Source organism: Lacticaseibacillus jixiensis (genome assembly GCF_042847315.1).
Taxonomy (GTDB): Bacteria; Bacillota; Bacilli; order Lactobacillales; family Lactobacillaceae; genus Lacticaseibacillus; species Lacticaseibacillus jixiensis.
On the sequence record NZ_BAAFPR010000020.1, the window covers coordinates 1 to 20,455 of the forward strand.

General features: G+C 53.0%; 11 protein-coding genes. All 11 read left to right on the forward strand.

From position 1 onward, the window contains the following. The first annotated feature begins 60 nt into the window (after positions 1-60). Positions 61-7,344, forward strand: a complete 7,284-nt coding sequence (locus ACGG90_RS11360) for a hypothetical protein (RefSeq protein ID WP_390409519.1) — start codon at positions 61-63, stop codon at positions 7,342-7,344. 93 nt (positions 7,345-7,437) lie between these two features. Further along, positions 7,438-8,427 (forward strand): glycosyltransferase family 2 protein, encoded by a 990-nt coding sequence (locus ACGG90_RS11365; RefSeq protein ID WP_390409521.1) that lies wholly within the window; start codon positions 7,438-7,440, stop codon positions 8,425-8,427. Next, the gene (locus tag ACGG90_RS11370; protein ID WP_390409523.1) at positions 8,420-9,361 is read left to right on the forward strand and encodes a glycosyltransferase family 2 protein; all 942 of its coding nucleotides are present in this window, start codon (positions 8,420-8,422) and stop codon (positions 9,359-9,361) included. Before ACGG90_RS11365 ends, ACGG90_RS11370 begins: the two co-directional genes overlap by 8 nt. After that, positions 9,358-10,308 (forward strand): glycosyltransferase family A protein, encoded by a 951-nt coding sequence (locus tag ACGG90_RS11375; RefSeq protein ID WP_390409525.1) that lies wholly within the window; start codon positions 9,358-9,360, stop codon positions 10,306-10,308. Before ACGG90_RS11370 ends, ACGG90_RS11375 begins: the two co-directional genes overlap by 4 nt. Positions 10,309-10,584: 276 nt before the next feature. Next, positions 10,585-12,894 carry a preprotein translocase subunit SecA gene (locus tag ACGG90_RS11380; RefSeq protein WP_390409526.1) on the forward strand — a complete coding sequence of 770 codons (2,310 nt, stop codon included), beginning with the start codon at positions 10,585-10,587 and terminating at the stop codon, positions 12,892-12,894. Between the two features lie 14 nt (positions 12,895-12,908). Next, positions 12,909-14,132, forward strand: a complete 1,224-nt coding sequence (locus tag ACGG90_RS11385; RefSeq protein WP_390409528.1) for a preprotein translocase subunit SecY — start codon at positions 12,909-12,911, stop codon at positions 14,130-14,132. A gap of 16 nt (positions 14,133-14,148) precedes the next feature. After that, a complete protein-coding gene (gene asp1, locus ACGG90_RS11390; protein WP_390409530.1) occupies positions 14,149-15,663 on the forward strand; it encodes an accessory Sec system glycosyltransferase Asp1 in 1,515 nt (504 codons plus the stop codon). After that, the gene (gene asp2 / locus ACGG90_RS11395; protein WP_390409532.1) at positions 15,660-17,201 is read left to right on the forward strand and encodes an accessory Sec system protein Asp2; all 1,542 of its coding nucleotides are present in this window, start codon (positions 15,660-15,662) and stop codon (positions 17,199-17,201) included. The genes asp1 and asp2 overlap by 4 nt, the downstream gene beginning before the upstream one ends. Next, positions 17,198-17,974, forward strand: a complete 777-nt coding sequence (locus ACGG90_RS11400) for an accessory Sec system protein Asp3 (protein WP_390409534.1) — start codon at positions 17,198-17,200, stop codon at positions 17,972-17,974. Before asp2 ends, ACGG90_RS11400 begins: the two co-directional genes overlap by 4 nt. A gap of 1 nt (position 17,975) precedes the next feature. Then, on the forward strand, positions 17,976-19,430 hold the full coding sequence (locus ACGG90_RS11405; protein ID WP_390409536.1) for a glycosyltransferase: 1,455 nt from the start codon (positions 17,976-17,978) through the stop codon (positions 19,428-19,430). Beyond that, positions 19,411-20,259: a hypothetical protein gene (locus ACGG90_RS11410; RefSeq protein WP_390409538.1), complete on the forward strand. Its 849-nt coding sequence runs from the start codon at positions 19,411-19,413 to the stop codon at positions 20,257-20,259. Before ACGG90_RS11405 ends, ACGG90_RS11410 begins: the two co-directional genes overlap by 20 nt. The last annotated feature ends 196 nt before the right edge of the window (positions 20,260-20,455 follow it).

The following is a 20,455-nucleotide window of genomic DNA, read 5'->3' on the forward strand; positions in this document are numbered from 1 at the left end:
ATCACGCACGCCAATGGGAATACTGAATCTAAGAATCTGTTCAACGGCGAAACACCAACGTTGGATCCAATCAAGGACGAAAACGGCAAGGAAACTGGCGAAGGCTATAACATCGTCATCAACGGTCAACCTGTCGGTGTTCTGAAGAATGGTGTCGATGGTAAGAGCCCTGAAATCAAGGCAGTACCAAGTGAAGACGGCAAGACGACGTCTTATCACTTCGTGATTCCTGGTGGTGAAGCCGATGGTAGCGATACTGATCTTGGTGTTGTGCCATCAGCAGCAGGCGACACGATCAGTGTCACTGACTACAAACCAGCTGACGGAAATGATAAGAAGACCGGTTACACGGTCACGATCACGCACGCCAATGGGACTACTGAATCCAAGGATCTGTTCAACGGTAAAGATGGTGCAACGCCAACTCTTGAACCGACTAAGGATGCGGACGGCAACGTAACTGGGTACGACATCAAGGTCAACGGCCAAACTGTTGGCACCCTGAAGAATGGTATTGATGGGAAGACGCCTGAAATCAAAGCCGTTGAAGGCAAAGATGGCAAGACGACTAACCACTTCGTGATTCCGGGTGATGCAAAAGATGGCAGCGACGATGTCGATCTTGGAGAAGTGCCAACAGTAGCAGGCGACACGATCAGTGTCACTGACTACAAACCAGCTGACGAAAATGATAAGAAGACCGGTTACACGGTCACGATCACGCACGCCAATGGGAATACTGAATCCAAGGATCTGTTCAATGGTCAAGATGGTCAAACACCACAAGTTGAAGCTGTTAAAGGCGACGACGGCAAGACACATTATAGTTTCTATGTGCTTGGACCAGATGGGACAACGCATGTACCTGTTGGCACGGTGGACACCCCAGAAACACCAAAGGTCAAAGCAGACGGGGACAAGTATGTCTTCTATCTGGACAACGGAACACCAGATGATCCATCAGATGACACCAAGCTTGGAGAAATCGATAAGCCGGCAGCTGGTAAAGACGGGGATACGATCAACGTTACACCGCTGAAGGGCGACACTGAACATCCAAATGGCGGCTACACTGTCGAGATCATTGGTAGCGACGGGACGACTAAGAGCAGCACGCCTGTCTACAACGGGAATGATGGTAAGACACCGCAGCTTGAACCGGTAACGGACCCAGATACTGGCAAGGTCACTGGCTACAAGTTCTTCGTGATCGGTGACGACGGTCAGACTCACGAAACGGTCGGTACTTTCGATGTACCAGAAACACCGAAGTCGAAACTGAGTGACGACAAGAAGTCTTATATCTTCTACCTGGATAACGGTACGCCAGACGATCCAAGTGATGATACGACGCTTGGCACCGTGCCGATTGGTGATATGATTGCGGTGAGTGACTACAAGCCGGCTGACGACAGCGATAAGAAGACGGGTTACACCGTCACGATTACGCACGCCGATGGCACGACCGAAACGAAGAACCTGTTCAACGGCGATGCCGCAACAGCACCGATCATTACCCCTAATAAGGATGATGATGGCAACGTTCTTAGCTACACGATCACTTATCCAGGTCAAGAACCAATCACGATCTACAATGGTACTAAAGGTGAGAAGGGTGACAAAGGCGATGCCCCAACGTTAGAAGCAGTTACTGATCCGAAGACTGGCAAAACGACTGGGTACAAGTTCTATGTCATCGATGGCAATGGTGATAAGCAAGAAGTAGGTAATTTTGAAGCACCGAAGGATGGCGATACGATTTCGGTGACTGATATCACACCGACAGATGCTGATCCGCGTACTGGCTACATTCTGACCATTAAGCACGCTGATGGGTCGCAAGATGTGAAGACTGTGTACAATGGCCAAGATGGTCAAACACCAGTCGTAACACCGATCACTGATGTCTCTGGCAAGGTGACGGGCTACACCTTCACGTTGAATGGACAACCATCTGGCACGGTGCTCAACGGGACTGATGGCCAAACGCCGCAAGTTGCAGAAGTCAAAGATGATGACGGCAACGTCACTGGCTATGAGTTCTACTATGTCAACGGCGATGGCGAACGAATCGTTGTGGGTCAAGTGGCAGCGCCAAAGCCAATTACGATTGTTGATAACACCAAGGACGAAGACGGCACCACCACGTTGACCTTCTCTGATGGCAACAAAGTGACGATCAAAGATGGTAAAGATGGTGCAGCCGGCCGGACACCTCAAGTGAAGGCAGTTGTTGGCGATGATGGCAAGACCAACTACGAGTTCTACGTCACCGATGAGGCTGGCAAAGAAACTCCTGTTGGAACGGTCGAAGCACCTAAGGATGGTAAGACACCGAAGATCGAACCAGTCACTGATGGTGATGGCAAGACGATTGGCTACAACTTCTACTACACCAACGATGCTGGCGAAGAAGTATCCATGGGTCGGGTTGATGCACCTAAGGATGGTCAAACACCAACTGTTAAGCCGCATACTGACAGTGAAGGCAAGACTGACGGCTACATTTTCACCTTGGATGGTGTTGATTACACTGTTCTGAATGGTAAGGATGCTGCTGCGCTGACGGTCACTGGCTCTACCATTAATGAAGCTGGCGACACGGTGATCACCTTCTCTGATGGTTCGCATATCACTGTACCAAAAGGACAGAAAGGAGATAACGCTCAGACCCCTAGCGTTCGCGCAGTCACAGGCGAAGACGGCAAGACCAGCTATGAATTCTATGTCACTGATAAAGATGGCAAAGAAATCCCTGTTGGTACAGTCGACGCGCCTAAAGACGGCCAGACGCCAGCGGTTACACCACACACTGATAGCAACGGCGATGTTGATGGCTATGTCTTCACCCTTGATGGTAAAGACTACATCGTCAAGAACGGTGCTGATCTGACAGTTGAGAGCACCACCCTTGATAAGGAAGGCAATACGGTCATCACCTTCTCCGACGGCTCGCAAGTCACAGTTGCAAAGGGTACTGACGGCAAAGATGGTAAGGACGGTCAAACGCCTAAAGTCCGCGCAGTCACAGGTGAAGACGGCAAGACCAACTATGAATTCTACGTCACCGATAAGGATGGCAAAGAAACCACAGTTGGGACGGTCGACGCACCTAAGGATGGCAAGGACGGTCAGACGCCGACGATCGAAGCAGTTAAAGACGGTGATGGCAACATCACTAACTATAACTTCTACTACACCAACGAAGCTGGCGATAAAGTCTCCATGGGCTCGGTTGACGCGCCTAAGGATGGCCAGACACCAGACGTCAAGCCGCATACTGACAGCAATGGCAACGTTGATGGTTATGTCTTCACCCTCAACGGTAAAGACTACATCGTCAAGAATGGCGCTGATCTGACTGTCAAGACCAGCATCACTGATGGCGATGGCAATACGGTCATCACCTTCTCCGATGGTTCACAAGTCAAGATTGACAAGGGTGCTGACGGTAAAGACGGCGTTGACGGCAAAGATGGTGAAGACGGTCAAACGCCTCAAGTCCGCGCAGTCACAGGTGAAGACGGCAAGACCCGCTATGAATTCTACGTCACTGATAAGGATGGCAAAGAAACCACAGTTGGGACGGTCGACGCACCTCAAGATGGCGCTGCTGGCAAAGATGGCAAGACCCCTCAAATCGAGGCTGTCAAAGACGGCGATGGTAACATCACCAGCTACGACTTCTACTATCTCGATGATGCCGGCAACAAGGTGACGACTGGTACGATCCAAGCACCTAAGGACGGTAAAACGCCTGAAGTTAAGCCGCACACTGACAGCAATGGCGATGTCGATGGTTACACCTTCACGCTTAACGGTGTTGATTACACCGTTAAGAATGGTAAGGACGGCGTCGATGGCAAAGATGGTGTCGATGGTAAGGATGGCGAAGATGGTAAAGACGGCGTTGATGGTACGAACGGTACCAATGCAATACCGCTGACCGTTACCGGCTCGTTCATCGACGAGAACGGCGACACCAAGATCACCTTCTCTGATGGCTCAACGGTCACCGTGAATAAGGGTGAAAAGGGTGACGACGGTCAAACACCGCAGATCCGCGCTAAAGTCAACGAAGACGGCACTACCAGCTACGAGTTCTTCGTCGTTGGTAAGGACGGCAAGGAGACGACAGTCGGTACAGTCCTTGCACCAAAGGATGGTAAAGACGGCCAGACGCCTCAAGTCGAAGCAGTCAAAGACGGCGACGGCAAGACGATTAGTTATGAATTCTTCTACATCAATGATAAAGGTGAGAAGGTCACTACGGGTCGTGTTGACGCACCGAAGGACGGCGAAACACCAACCGTCAAGCCGCACACTGATGACCAAGGCAACGTCGATGGTTATACGTTCACGCTTGGCGGGGTTGATTACACCGTTAAGAATGGCACGGATGGCCAAGATGGCACCGATGGTAAAGATGGGGTTGATGGCAAAGACGGCGCAGATGCAAAGCCGCTGACGGTCACTGATTCGTTCATCGATGAAGATGGCAATACCCAAATCATTTTCTCCGACGGTTCTACTGTTGTGGTGAATAAGGGTAAAGACGGTCAGACGCCGCAGATCCGCGCTGTGGTCGGCGAAGACGGCACTACCAGCTACGAATTCTACGTAGTCGGCAAGGACGGCAAAGAAACGACTGTTGGCACGGTTGACGCACCGAAGGACGGCAAGACGCCGCAAGTTGAACCAGTTACTGATGCCAATGGCAAGGTGACGAGCTACAAGTTCTTCTACATCGGCGACGATGGCAAGCAGGTTTCTGTGGGCATTGTGCCTGCACCGGCTGATGGCAAAGATGGCCAGACGCCAACCGTCAAGCCGCACACTGATGTTGAAGGCAAGGTCGATGGCTGGACCTTCACGCTCAATGGCGTTGATTACACCGTGCTTAACGGGGCAAAAGGCGACAAGGGCGATCAAGGTGAACCAGGCCAGACACCGCAAGTCAAACTGGTTGAAAATGTCGATGGCAGCAAGTCCTATGTCTTCTACACTGTTGGTGAAGACGGTAGTGAGCAGCCGATCAGCACTATCCCGGCACCTAAGGACGGCGATGATGGCCATACACCACTGATTGAACCGATTAAAGATGCTGACGGCAAGACGATCAGATACAACTTCTACTACCTTGATAAGGATGGCCATCAAGTTATTCTTGGCACGGTAGACGCACCGGATGACGGCTTATCGGCGTTCGAGCTGTGGATGCGAGCTGGCGGCGCCGACCTGAATAAGGACGGCAAGGTCGACTTGACTGATTACGAACAGTCCAACAAGGGCGACAAAGGTGACAAGGGCGACAAAGGCGACAAAGGCGATAAAGGCGATAAAGGCGATGCTGGGGCAACCGGTGCTACTGGGGCAACCGGTGATACTGGAGCAACTGGTGATACTGGAGCAACTGGTGATACCGGAGCAACTGGTGACACTGGAGCCACAGATGAAGGTGGAGACAATATTGTAATCGGTGGCAACACGACAGTTGACGTTGATACTGGTGGTAATGGCGGTAGCGACACGAACACCGACACCAACGGCGGCAACGGTGGTAGCAACACGAACACCGACACCAATGGCGGCAACGGCGGTAGCAACACGAACACCGACACCAACGGCGGCAACGGTGGTAGCAACACGAACACCGACACCAACGGCGGCAACGGTGGTAGCAACACCAATACTGAAACCAACGGGGGCAACGGTGGTAGCAACACGAACACCGACACCAACGGCGGCAACGGTGGTAGCAACACGAACACCGACACCAATGGCGGCAACGGTGGTAGCAACACCAATACTGAAACCAACGGCGGCAACGGTGGTAGCAACACGAACACCGACACCAACGGCGGCAACGGTGGTAGCAACACGAACACCGACACCAATGGCGGCAACGGTGGTAGCAACACGAACACCGACACCAACGGCGGCAACGGTGGTAGCAACACGAACACCGACACCAACGGCGGCAACGGTGGTAGCAACACGAACACCGACACCAACGGCGGCAACGGTGGTACTGACACCAATACTGAAACCAACGGCGGCAACGGTGGTACTGACACCAATACTGAAACCAACGGCGGCAACGGTGGTACCAACACCAACGGCGGCAACGGTGGTAGCAACACGAACACCGACACCAATACTGAAACCAATGGCGGCAACGGTGGTACCGACACCAACACTGACACCAACGGCGGCAATGGCGGTAGCAACACGAACACCGACACCAACGGCGGCAACGGTGGTACGACAACCAGCACTGGCACTGGCAGCAATGGTGGTACGACAACCAGCACTGGCACTGGCAGCAATGGTGGTACGACAACCAGCACTGGCACTGGCAGCAATGGTGGTACGACGACCAGCACTGGCACTGGCAGCAACGGTGGTACGACAACCAGCACTGGCACTGGCAGCAATGGCGGCACGACGACCAGCACTGGCACTGGCAGCAATGGTGGTACGACGACCAGCACTGGCACTGGCAGCAACGGTGGTACGACAACCAGCACTGGCACTGGCAGCAATGGTGGCACGACGACCAGCACTGGCACTGGCAGCAATGGTGGCACGACGACCAGCACTGGTACTGGCAGCAACGGTGGTACGACGACCAGCACTGGCACTGGCAGCAATGGTGGTACGACAACCAGCACTGGCACCGGCAGCAATGGTGGTACGACAACCAGCACTGGCACTGGCAGCAATGGTGGTACGACTACTGGCACTGGCAGCACCGGCAGCAACACTACCACAACCGGAACAACTGTAACTAGCGGCGGCAACGGTACTACCACGAACACCAACACTGGGACTAATGGTAGCAACGTCGAAACCAACACGACTGGGACTACCGGCAGCAATGGCGGTAACACCACGACAACCGGCACCACTGCTACGAACAGCGGTCGCGTCGATCTGCCTGATACTGATGCCGACGGCGCAACGGCAACTGGTAATGCAAATGGGCAGCCATCTGCTAACCAAGAAACCGCGCAGAAGGTTCAGGAAAGCCAGCAAGATCGGGCCACATTGCCTGATACGCTTGGCACTGAAGCTGGTACAGATCAAGGTGTTGTCACTGAGATCCCTGCTAGCCAAACCAGTCAAGCAGCAGGTGCGAATGCACAACTTGGTCAGAACGTGGTTGAGTACCATCCGGCTGCGGGCAACACGAGTGGGCGACACTCGCTGCCAGACACTGGCAACTCCAACAATGAAGGTGTGGTTTTGGCCGGCGTTGGCTTAACCATTCTGGATGCCGTAGCAGCATTCGCAATTGCAAAGAAGCGTCGTGAGACTGACGACGATGAACCACTGTACTAAACTCACAGTGATGTGAGTCTCGGACAAGCTGGGCACCTCGCTAAGAGGTGGTCAGCTTGTTCTTACATATAAAAGTTGACGAGGTAAACCCTAATGAAAAAACTTTCAATCATTATTACCTATCACAATGAGCAACCGGAACAAGTGCGCCGTGCATTTTCCAGTGTGGCGATGCAAGTCGGAATCAATTATGAAGACATTGAAGTCTTGCTGGTGGGCGATGGGGTTTCGGCACTGCCCAAGGCCATGTTTGCTGCACCTGAGGCATTATCGGTGCGACAATTGACCTATCAACCCAGCCTTGGGGCCGGTGTGGCGCGGCAAACTGGTATCGACAATACGACCGGGCGCTACTTCATGTTCATCGATGCTGACGATGTGCTGCAAGATGTCTTTGCTTTAAGAGATTTGCTGGCACCGCTGGCGGCCAATGATTACGATGTGGTAATCGCGCGCTACACCAAACAGCAGCGCTTCGGACAGCAATTTAATTATGTGCTGTCGGAGCAATTGGACTGGAAAGCCGCCTATGCCAAGCTATATAATCGAGCATATATTGAGCGCATCGGCTTGCGCTGGCGGCCGGATCTGCGGATCTTCGAAGACACATATTTCGTTGGCTTGGCGTGTGAATTGGCGCTGAATTTCAAATATCTGGATCGTGCGGTATATGCTTGGCTATGGAATCCAGCTTCCACGGTGCGCAAAGATAATCATGCCTTTGATCACCAGTTGCATGTTTGGGCGCGTTCGAACCGCTACAGTCTGGCGCTTTTACGCGCCAAGAAGCCGACGGTTTGGCTGCGAGAGTTCTATCAGTATATGGCAGACTTGTTCTTTCGGGTGAAGGTGCATGCGCCGGCAGACCCGGCAGCCTTGATCGCGGAGCAAACCGAACTGTTGGTGGCGAATCGGCAGCTGTGGACTGAAGACGGGCAAGCGCAAATCCGGAAATATATCAAATGGCTGGCGCAACCAGATCATCTTTATGCCGGCCAGTCGCTGGATGGCGTTGACGCTTATCTCAACGCGCAGACGGCATACTTGAAGCAAGCCTTTCTCAAGGAGGTGCAGCATGGCTGAGCCGTGGCTGAGCCTGATCATTCCGTATAATTTAAAATATGGCGCGGATTTAGATCGCGCATTGGCTTCTGTATTCACTCAGATTGGAGTAGACTTAACTCAAGTCGAAGTAATCGCTGTCAATGATGGCGGGCCGGCGCTGCCTGAGCCGCTGGCTAAGCGGTGGCCGCTGCGCCAATACGCCTTGGCGCAAAGTGCTGGTGCCGGCGTCGCGCGGCAAGTGGGCTTGGATCATGCGCTTGGTGAATATGTGATGTTTCTAGATGCGGATGACATGTTGGCCAGCCCCAAGGTGTTGCATGATTTCAAGCAGGCATGCGTCGACCAGCCTGATGTGGTCAAGGCGCCGTTTTGGGGGGAGCATCGGGAAGGCGAAGGCGTGGCCTATGCTGTACATTCGGCAGAGGATCATTCGGCAGTTTATGCCAAAGCTTACCGGCGGGCGTATCTGAACCAGCTGGGCTTGCGGTTTCATCCAGACTTGCGGGTTTATGAAGATGTTTATTTTGTAGCGCTGGCATTGGATCTTGCGACCACTACCGCAACGGTAAGCGATCCGGCTTATGTGTGGCGCTTGAATTGGCAGTCGACTGGGCGCCGGGATAATTTTGCCATGGCACATGATGGTGCTGCATACGTGCGCTCTGGCCGCTTGCGGATCCAGTTTCTTGACGCACATCATGCACAGCGTACGGCGCATGATTTCTATGAGCTGTTGGCGGGTATTTATTGCCATATGCAAAAGTATCCGCCGCAAAACCCGCAAGCCGTGACGCAAGAAGTACGCCGCCTGCTGCAAGAAAACAGCAAGTGGTGGCACTTGCTGCGGGTGCGCCAGCTGGTGGGTGAATTGGTGTTGAAGCAGGCTAAGGCGCGGGATCTGGCAACGGATGCCATTGATGCGTATCTTAACTATTTGGAGGATTTAGCGTGAGTAAGACTTTGAGCCTCATTATTGCAATGCAATCGGCGACGGTGCAGGATCTTGCGGTGCCGTTATCATCGATCAACAATCAGCTCGGGGTGGATTTTCGCCAAGTCGAAGTGTTGCTGATCGATAACGGCCGCTATCAGCTGGAAGACTTGGAACCGCTGCGGGTGTTTGATCGGCTGAAGTTCCGTTATATTAAGCCGGCCAAGATCTGGTCATGGCAAACGGCGTTCGAACAAGGGCTGATGCTGGCAACTGGCCAATATGTGGCCTTTTTAGGGCCGAACATGCAGTTTAATTCCGTCGATGTGTTGCAACAACTCTTTGCGGCGGTTAAGGCGCATCCAGAGGCTCAACTGATCTCAGGTTTGCTGCTCAACGAAACGATGCAGCCTGATCGCAAATTTACTTACGAGGTAACTGCCACGACGCATTTGCTGCGCGGGCGGTTCATCGCACGGACAGTGATGTTGCAAAACCAGATCCACTTCGAAGATTTCGGCGCATACACGGAGCTGTTTGTCGGCCAGCTAATCGACGCTGTCGCTAAGCAGCCGCAGCAGTTAGGGGCCGCAATGTCGGTGCAGTTTCTGGGCCGCACGGTGCCAGATGCTGTGCTGGCGCCGCAACCGGAGCACTTGCAGCTGGATTGGGTGCGCATGATGACACGCTATTTGGTGCTGTTGCAGAAGATCGCACCTGACCAATACGTGAAAACCTTGGCCAAAACGATCGTGCGCTTCTACTCACAAGCTGGCGGCGATGCGGCGATGACGGCGCAAATGGCGGAATTGACCGCCCAGAATGCGCAACAGTGGCCGCAAGTCTTAGCCTATATTGATGAGCTGGAAGCCGCCGACTCATCACCGGCTGCGCCGTGGCATGCTGAAGCGGGACGTTTTGCCGCGTACATGCAACGGGTGACGCCGCGGGTGGCGGCCAAGCCTTAACTGATTTAAGAAGCCTCAAGCGCTTGCTTGGGGCTTTTGTTGTGGCGTGATTTAGTTGGCTCACAGCCTCAGCAACCATTCTCATAAAGATTTTTTATAAAATCTGATTCAAAATCGCGGCCAATTCATGCTACAGTGTAAGCACATTGATCATTAGGCAACACCATCGCATGCGGTGCAACTGCGGTAAACCAGGCGTTTGGCCATGATCGAAGGTGCTGGGTCATGACTCAGTTCGACAACGCGCGTTATTGTCATAAGCAAGGAGGCTTAGATATGTTAGCTAAATATCGCCGGTTAACCAAAGCGATTCTGCGCAAGACTGCGCAGCTGGCTGTCCTTGATGATGAAGCGCTGCAGGCGCAAACGGCCAGCTTTAAGCAACGCCTGGCTGATGGGTGCCGTTTGGAAGCTTTGCTCGTCGACGCTTATGCGGTGGCGTGTGAAGCCGATTGGCGGGTGTTGCACCAGCGGCCATATCCAGAACAAGTCTATGGTGCCGTGGCAATGGCGTTTGACAATATCATCGAGATGAAAACCGGCGAAGGCAAAACGTTGACGGCGACGCTGCCCATGTATCTGCATGGTTTGGCGGGACCGGGGAATTTTCTGATCACGGCCAATGATTATTTGGCGGTGCGCGATGCGGCGCAAATGGGTGTGGTGTATCAGTTCTTAGGCTTAACGTGTTGTGCTGGGATCACTCGCCAAGGCGAAGCAACTGCTGACAAAGCTGACGTTTACGCCAGTGATATCGTGTATACGACCAGTTCCGCATTAGGTTTCGACTACTTATTTGACCACTTGGCGGCGACTGCCCAAGTACAGGTCCAGAATGGATTCAAGTTCGCGTTGATCGATGAAGTGGATGCCGTGCTGTTGGACATGGCAGCAACACCGCTGGTGATTTCCGGGGCGCCGAAGGTTCAATCCAACTTGTATCACCTCGCCGATGATTTTGTCGCGTTATTGACGGCAGGAGAAGATTACGCGCAAAGTGACGATCAACGCAGTGTTTGGTTCACTGCGGCAGGCTTGGCGCGCAGCGAGCATTATTTTGGCATCGCCGATATCCTTGATCAAGCGCATGCCGATTTGTATCGGCATTTGGTGCTGGCGTTGAGGGCGCGGGTGTTGATGCACAAAGATCGCGACTATGTGGTGGAAAATGGCGAACTGGCGTTGGTGGATGTTGATAACGGGCGAAAGCTGGTGGGGATGCGCTTGCGTGCCGGTCAGCACCAGGCCCTTGAAGCCAAAGAAGGACTGAAGCTTTCGCCTGAGACGCAGGCGATGGGGTCGATCACGTATCAGAACCTCTTTAAGATGTTCGATCAATTGGCGGGAATGAGCGGCACGGCAGTTAGTGATGCTGAGGAATTCATGGAGATTTACCACTTGGCGGTGGTTAAAGTGCCAACGCATCTGCCTAACCGGCGAATCGATCAGCCAGATCGGCTGTTCATCACGACGCAGGCCAAACTTGCCGCATCCATGTTGGCGGTGCAAGAAGCGCATGCACTGGGCCGGCCAGTGTTGATCGAAACCGGCTCGTTGGCGTTATCGCAGCGCTATTCGCAGATGCTGTTTGCCGCGCGCATTCCTCATAGCCTGCTCAATGCCCATTCAGCTGCTAAAGAAGCGCAGATCATTGCCGCTGCTGGCCAGTGTGGGGCGGTAACGGTGGCAACATCATTAGCTGGCCGAGGTACCGATATCCATGTCGACGATGCCGCCATTGCCTTAGGCGGCTTGCTGGTCATTGGCACTGAACGCATGTCATTTAAGCGCGTAGATGATCAGCTGAGAGGGCGGGCCGGCCGCCAAGGGCAACCAGGCGCCAGTCAATTCTATTCGGCCTTAGATGATCGGATCTTGATCGCCCATGGGCCTAAAGCAATCAACCGCTTCGTCTTGAAACACCACGATGATCCGCGGCAAACCTTGTCTCGGCATAGCCGCTTTGCGCACGTGATCCGCCGCACTCAGGCTAAGGTCGCTGATGACCAGCGCACAGCGCGATTTACCACGATGCAATATGGGGAAGTGTTTCGCGTGCAGCGCGACTTGGTATATCAAACCCGCCAGCAGATCATGACAGCACCTAACTTAGATGAATTCGTGCACCGCCGCTTAGTGGCTGGCGCCAAGGTCGTGTTGGCAGCCGGCCACACCCGAGGCGAATTGTTGCAGTTATTGTATGACGAAGTCGATCGGGATTTTGAACCAGATGAGCTGCCGCTGCATCCCACCAAAGACTGGCTGGTTGCGTTAATGACTTCCCGGCTGGCCGCACAGCGCGCCCAGTTTGCGGCTGAGGATCAATGGTTGTATTTTCAACGCGTGGTATTGCTTAAGGCGATCGATAATGCATGGATCGCGCAAGTTGATGCGCTGGATACACTTAAGACGGTGGTGGCCGGCCGGCAAGTTGCCCAGCGTGACGTGGTGTTTGAATATCAAACAGAAGCGCGGCGTGCTTTTGCTCAGATGAAATTAACGCTTGCGCACCGCACCGTGCAGAATCTGTTGTGTGCTGAGGTGTTATCAGAAGCTGATGGCACGCTCACAATTAATTATCCATAAGGTGGCATCATCTATTGTCTAAATATCGAGTCATCATACGCCGGCTGTTGTGGACAGTGGCTTTGATCACAGTTTATGCGTTAGGCCAACAGCTTCCGCTGCCTTTGATCGATCAAGCGCATGCGGCTGACGTGTTGCGCCAAGGGGCGTGGTGGCAAATCGTCGGTTCGCTGACCGGTGGGTCGCTGGATGCGGCAACGCTGTTTTCGCTAGGTCTGGCACCGTACATGACGGCCATGATCTGCTGGCAGGTGCTGGCGGCGTTAGATCTGCCCAGTATTAACCGCCTCAGTCGGCGGCAGAATGGCTACTTTCAAAATGGCATCGCGCTGATCTTGGCAGTGGGGCAAGCGATCGCTTTTGCCAAACCGCTTGCGCCAGCCTTAGTCAGCTATGAAATCGGTCGGCAGGACTGGGCATTCGCCGCTACTGTGGTGATGTTGGTTGCAGGGGCGATGTTGACCATTTTCTTGGGCAACTTGAATGTGATGCATGGGTTCGGCGGCACGTTGGCCTTGATCATGCCAGGAATGTTGGTGCGCTTGCCGCAACTGTTGGCTAATGGCTGGGGCCAAACGCAATATCCATTGACACCGGGCCACATTGTTGGCGCATTGCTGATCGTTGCGGTGTTTCTGCCGTTGGCGATTTGCTTCTATCAAGCTGAAGTACGGCTGCCGATCATCCGGCCACTGGCGCCTAGTCCGTTGGTGCAAGGCTATGTGCCGCTGCGGCTGCTTGGTGCCGGAGCCATGCCGTTCATGTTCTCAACGCTGCTGTTTACCTTGCCGCGCTGGGTCGTGACCAAATTAGGCGCCACTGAGCAATCATGGGGGCGGCTGGTCTTAAGCTGGACCGCTTATACCCATTGGCAAGGTGTGTTGGCGTATGTGCTGGTGGTGTGGCTGTTAGGTTGGGGGTTTGCGGTGATCAATGTCCAACCATGGCGCCAAGCGCGCCAAATGAAAGAGGCTGGGGATTACTTTCCAAGTGTGCGACCAGGTGAAGCGACTGAGCACTTCTTGTTGAAACATGTCATCGCTTTGAACTTAGTGGCCAATACGGTGATCACGATCATTGCCGGGCTGCCATTGGTGATTGGCCTGGCGATCCCTGGAATTGCCAACTTCTCACCAATGATCGGTAACTTATTTATCTTAGTCACAGTGGGCGATAACGTTAGCCAGCAGTTCTTGGCAGTGTGGAATAAAGATCGCTATCAATTATTTGACGACTAGTCACAAGGAGGTGCCTATGCCAGTAATGATCCCTAATTTAAAGCAAGCCCATGATCCGGTGATGGCATTGGCTAAGACGTATCAGCAAGCAAAGCACCCCTTCACCTTGGCGATTATTGCGGCAGTTCCTGACCAACATTGGCGCCTGCAAGCGGCTGGGTTATTGACTGAAGCGACTTGGTCAGTATTTGATGCGATGTTGGATTTGCCGCAAACTTGTGACGGCGTACCACAGGAGCTGGCGACGCTTGACGTGCCTGCTGATGCTTTGCCGCTGGTGGCTTGGCCGACCACTAATTATTATGTCGCAGGCGTGCGCACCTTGTGTGTGCACCTGCATGCGCGCGGCTGTGTTTGGCAAGTTGAGTGGTTCACCCCACAAGGCCGTCACGTTGATCAATACGATGATCGCGGCTGGCATTTGTGGACGACTTGGTATGATCAAGCAGATCAATTGGTGCGCCGGGTGTATTACAATGCCCAAGAACAGGTAGTGATGACGCAGACACCTAACGAGGTGCACATCGCCCAAGCTGCCCAAGCGCGCTTCAAGGCGCAAGCATATCCCAATATGGCAGCGATCGTTCAAGAATACTTAACGCGCTGGTTGAACCCCGCTTCAAGCATGGTGATCAGTGCTGATCAAGTCGTCGGCAAAATGTTGGCCAAGCGTCTGCACACGGTGTATCTGGTCGGTGAAGCTGGCGGCTGGAATCCGGATTTTGACGATGGTGATGCCCACCTGGTGTTTATGACCGCCGCAGATCAAGTGCGGTATTTGCAGCAGTGGGTGCCTTTGCGAAGCAGCCAACAGCTGCAAGCCCAAGCTCAAGTCTTGTTACCTGCGGCAATTTCCTTGGCGTTAGGCACGAGTAACGAGCAAGATCACGAGTTGATCGTGTGGGAAGTCGGGGATGCACCGTTTGAGCCACAGGCGCTGTTGCGGCAGTTGTTGGTGAAGCTGGCCAGTCACGCATCAGCTCGGCTTTGTGTGTTGGCAGTTGATCAGGCCCAAGCCAACATGATGCAAAATCTTATCAATGCTTGGGCACTCAAGGAAGCCGGCTTGACGATGACAGATTGGCCTGAGTTGGCAGCGGCTCAAGCCGCGCTGTCACATCGGCAGCCTCTGCGACATGCCAAAAGCGAAGATGCAGCGCATGACGGCCAATTGCAAGCCGCGCTGCTGAACTTGCAACGCGTTGACGTGACGGAATGTTCTGATGCCGCGCTGCAAGCGGCTATGGCAACAGCACGCGTCTACATTGGCACGGCAACAAAGCCGCAACTGTTCTCGCAACTGGCAGCCGTTGCTGCTGGTGTGCCGCAAGTCGTCTTGAAGGCTAACGAGTTAGTCAGCGCGCAAGTTAACGGGATGATTTGTACCGACCCGCTGGCCATTGCCGATGCAGCATGGACTTATATCGTTGATTTGCGGCGGTTTAATCAGGCTGTGGTGGCAAATGTTGCCTTGGCTGAACATTATCAAGCACAAACGCTGGTTGCACGATGGGAGGCGCAATTATCATGAAGGACCACACGCTGATTATTCAACTGGGCGGAGCCCCTGTGGTTGATCCAACAAGTTTGGACGCCGCCTTCACTTTCGAAGTTGCCGAGCAGCCAGAAGCCAAACTGCAGTCTGGGGAGCCGTTATTTGCCGCACACAGACTTGGCGAAGCTTATCAGCAGGCATTGATGATCCTGTCGGCAGGCTCGTGGGCGTGGGATGCAGAGGTGATCAAGCAACTGCCGGCTAATCGGATCTTATATGCACAACATCTGGCGCTTTCGCCGCAATTACAAGCTTTGTTGGCGTTGCGTGGCGGCATTGCCTTGGATTTAAAGGAGCCTGCGGCAGTGAGCCGGCTGTTAAATGATGACTTCTTTCCAATGGGTTCAAGCGGTGGCGGGTACGCATTGGATTTGGATAAGATTGCCCTAGTCGGATCGCATCCTTGGCAGGTATTGGGAAACGTCAAGTATCGACTCAGCGATGATTTCGGTCAGGCGTGGCAGTTAGTGGCGCAAAGTCGGCGGGCACTTTGGGTCCCACCGCATGCGGTGAATGAGTTGCGCTTTGAAAGTGCCGCGCATGGCGCGCAATTACAGGTGCGTGCGCAAGTGGTGGCTTCAAATCGTACCCACGCGCAGTTGAAGTCAGCGGTTGCTGAGCAAACAACCAAGCAGCCGCTGATGATTGCCGGAGGGGCGCATGGGGTACACGTGCAGTTATTCTTTTATGCCCGCGGCTTTGGTACAGTCGAAATCGGCAGTGTGCGAGTCGCCCGCAGCCGCGGTTCATATGGCGCGTTTGAACTCAATGGTCAGCGGTTAAGTGCAGAATCTGACTTGTATACTTACTTCGAAGCAGGAGATATGCACCCGCCGCTGACGGTGTATTTTGCCGGGTATCGGGAGGCGCCAGGGTTTGAAGGCAAGCACATGATGCGCGCCTTGCATGGGCCGTTCCTGTTGATCGCCGACGGACGACTGGAAGGCGGTGCGTTTTATCTCGGGGATTCGCAAGTGATTGCGCAATTGGTTGGGGTGATTCGCGATACTCTGCACCGCCTAGGGTTTGCAAGCGATCAATTGATCTTGACAGGTTTATCCATGGGCACTTATGGCGCGCTGTATTATGCCAGATACCTAAAGCCGCGGGCCGTGGTGATCGGCAAGCCGTTGATCCATCTTGGCACGATCGCGGCTAACGGTAAGCTGGTGCGACCAGAGGATTTTGCAACCGCCAAAGATTGCCTGTTGTACTATCAGAATAGTCTAAGCGCTGAGGCGATCGCTGCGCTGAATGCGCGCTTTGACGAGAATTTCTTAGCCGGCGATTACCAACAAACGACTTTTGCAATCGCGTATATGCAAAATGACGATTATGACGCGACTGCCTTTGTCACCTTGCGCGACTGGTTGAAGACGCGCTGGCCCAAAGCGCGGTTGTTGGCTAAAGGGTTGGTTGGACGCCATAACGATGATACCAATGGGATCGTGACTTGGTTTGTGACGCAGCTGCGTCATCAGATCCAATTGATCCAACAGGAGGCGCAATCATGATCTATATGCTTAATTGGGTGCCTGATTTGCGCTTTGTTGAAGCCGCCGGTGCGCAAATCGTACCGCAAGCTGATGGGACAGTTGAGTGGGTCGATCCGCTGGCAACACCAGGCGCGGCGATTTATCAATGGCATGGCGGATTCGGTGAGCAACAGCCTGTGACAGGGCCTTGCATGCCGCTGTTGCTGCCAAAGCGCGCGTATCGCTTAGCCGGTGAGTGGACGGCGACACCAGCAGACGCTGTTGGGCTAGCGGTGGAGAGTTACTCCAAGCAAGGCGTTCGGCTTGATCGGATCGTTGGCGATCAAAAGACGCTGGATTTCACGCTGGCGCCTGAAGACATGAATTATGCGGTGCAATTGGTGTCATTGAGTGCCACTGCATTAAGGTTTCACCAGTTAGTGTTGGCCGAAGCCGACACATTGGCGGCATATGCGATTCACATGCATGCCAGGGACTTCTGCGTGGTGACCCCGCGGGAGCAAACCGAATTGCCGCTGGTCATTCAACTGCAGCCAAAGCAGCAGTGGATCGCCAGTTTTGTGCCGCAACCGGCTGCTGAATGCGTGTATATCCCAACGCCGCCGCATTGCGGCGACTCGGCGACATGGGTGCGAAAGCGACTTGAGGCGTTGATGGCATGCTTTGGTACACAACGTTTGCAACAAGCGCAATGGGGTGCCCAAACGCGCGCATTAAGGCCATATGTTAAAACAATGCTTGAGCTGCTGGACACAGCAGGTGATCAAGCAGTGGATGATGGGAGACGGTAAGATGAATTTCTTTGTAAATTTGGCGATGGGAATCGGCAATTCAGGGGTTGAACATGCGCAATTCTATCGGGCGCGGCGGTTTCAACAGGCCGGCTTGCCTTATCGGTTCGTGTTCTTGGATCTGATCTTTGATCTGCATCGGGCAATCGATAAATGGGGGCTGCAAGATGACCATGTGCTGAATATTTGGGAGTATTTGGTTTTAGGCGGGGACTATCTTACCCAAGGCTTGACGCATCGGCAAGCGTCCAGCCAAACTAAGGTGATCGATGATACACAAACCCATCGTTTGTCGATCGAAGTGTTTGATTCGGGGATCCGTGCCGTGCATCATTTGGTGAAATATCCTGATCAACATCATCCAGACAGCTCAATGCTGTTGGTTTCTAGCGGCCGCACCGAGTTATTTAATGCAGCAACTGGCCAGCGCAAGGTGATGTATGAAGAACGTGATGATCTGCATCGCGGCCGCCAAGTGGTGAACATTCATTTGTTTGATGAAGCAGGCAAGCACTTGTACTTTCGAAACTTGGTTGGCTTGCATCGGTATTTCTTTGCGCAACTTGACCGCGCATACGCCGGCGGGAGCACTTTCTTGATCGATCGCGGCGAGAATGTTGATCAAGCCTTGATGGTTTCGCGTATTCCAGACGCCAAGCTGGTGTATATGGTCCATGCTGATCACTTATCTGATCGGGACGTGGCGGCGCATCCATTGTGGAATGATCATTATGAGTACCTGCTTGATTACTTGGCTGCTGTCGATCGCGTCGTGGTGGCGACGCAGCTGCAACGGCAAGATCTGTTGCGTGACTTCCCAAACAGTGGTGATAAGGTGGTCACCATTCCTGTAGGCGGGGTGGCAGATGGGGGCAAACCGGCGGCTGCTCATCAACGAACTGGCGCCTTGCGGTTGATCACGGCATCACGGTTGGCTAAAGAGAAACATATCGACTTGATCGTTAAGGCCGTTGCGATCTTAGATGCCAAGAAGATCCCAGTCACTTTGGATATTTACGGCCAAGGTGGGGAACAAGCAACGATCCAGCAAGCCATTGATGACCAAAACGTTGGGTCGATCGTCACGTTGAAGGGCTTATCAGACCATCTTGATACGGTTTATCCGCAATATGACGCGTTTGTTTCAGCATCGTATTCTGAAGGCTTTGGCTTGACTTATATCGAAGCGCTCAATGCAGGATTGCCAGTGGTGACTTTTGCGGCGCGCTTTGGGGCTCAAGAATTGATTCAAGATGGGATCAACGGCTTCTTGCAACCGTTCAAGCGCGATTCAGAAACGTACAGCGCTGAACAACTGGCTGCCGGAGTTGAGCGGCTGTTGGCGGCTGATTATGCGACACTGGCCGCAAATACGCAAACATCCGTCGCGGACTTTCAAGATCACGTAATCGCAGAGAAATGGCAGGTGATGATCAATGCATTACGAAATAATTAATCGCGCGGCACCTGATAATGCGGATTGGGCGCCGATGGTGGCTCGCGCCAAAGCCAACGCTGCGCAGGTGATCGGCTTGCAGAATGCCCAACAATTTACCAAAATATTAGCCCAAGCAGGCCTGACTGGTGGCACTGTGGTTGATTTGGTGGCTGGCCGGCATTATGATCCAGCAGGCTATCGCTTCTTCAATGATGTGCCAGTGCCAACCGGCGCAAAAGTTAACATGTACCAAGACGGCAGCATCTATGTTGAAGACGCTGGTGATCCAATTGCGCGTGAATACCTATTTCCGAATACGCGGCGTGCGGTACAAGATATTCGGTATGTTAATGATGATGGCTCACTGGACTTTATCCAAGAGTTTGCACCGGACGGCAAGCATTATAGTGATATTTATTACTATAATAATGATATTCAGGAAATTGACTTTTATAATGACGCTGACGCAGCTGTTGTCCGTTACTTTTTCTATAATAAAGTGATCAATTATATTACTATTGAAGATCCGCAAACTCATGAAGTCATTGCCCACTACCCGACGATCAATACGTTCTTAAGTGCCCAAATCGGTCAACTGGTATCAGCTGAGGATGTGGTCACAATTGGTTATTTGGGGATCGAGTTAGATGTGTTGGCACAGACACAGTCGCACAATGTCTTGCGAATGAATGAATCGCCTTTTGACGAAGAAGGGCGGGTACGCGGCAATCTCGCAGATATTCTTACCAACAAGGTATCATATGTGCATGAAGTTTGGGTGTCATTGGACGAGTATGAACAACTCAAGCAAGCAGGGATGCCATTAACGAAACTGCGCGTTAAGTGATCAAGCAGAAACAACGTGTCACAAAATGCCTTCTCGCCACTATCAGACTGAAGTGGCGAGAAGGCATTTTGTGTTGTCAGATTAGCCCCACACAAGCCGTACTTGTGTAAACTGTTCTATAAACTACAAACGATTTTTACGAAATATGATTTAGATTGGTGCAGAACCCGCGTTATATTATGTATAGAAATATTTG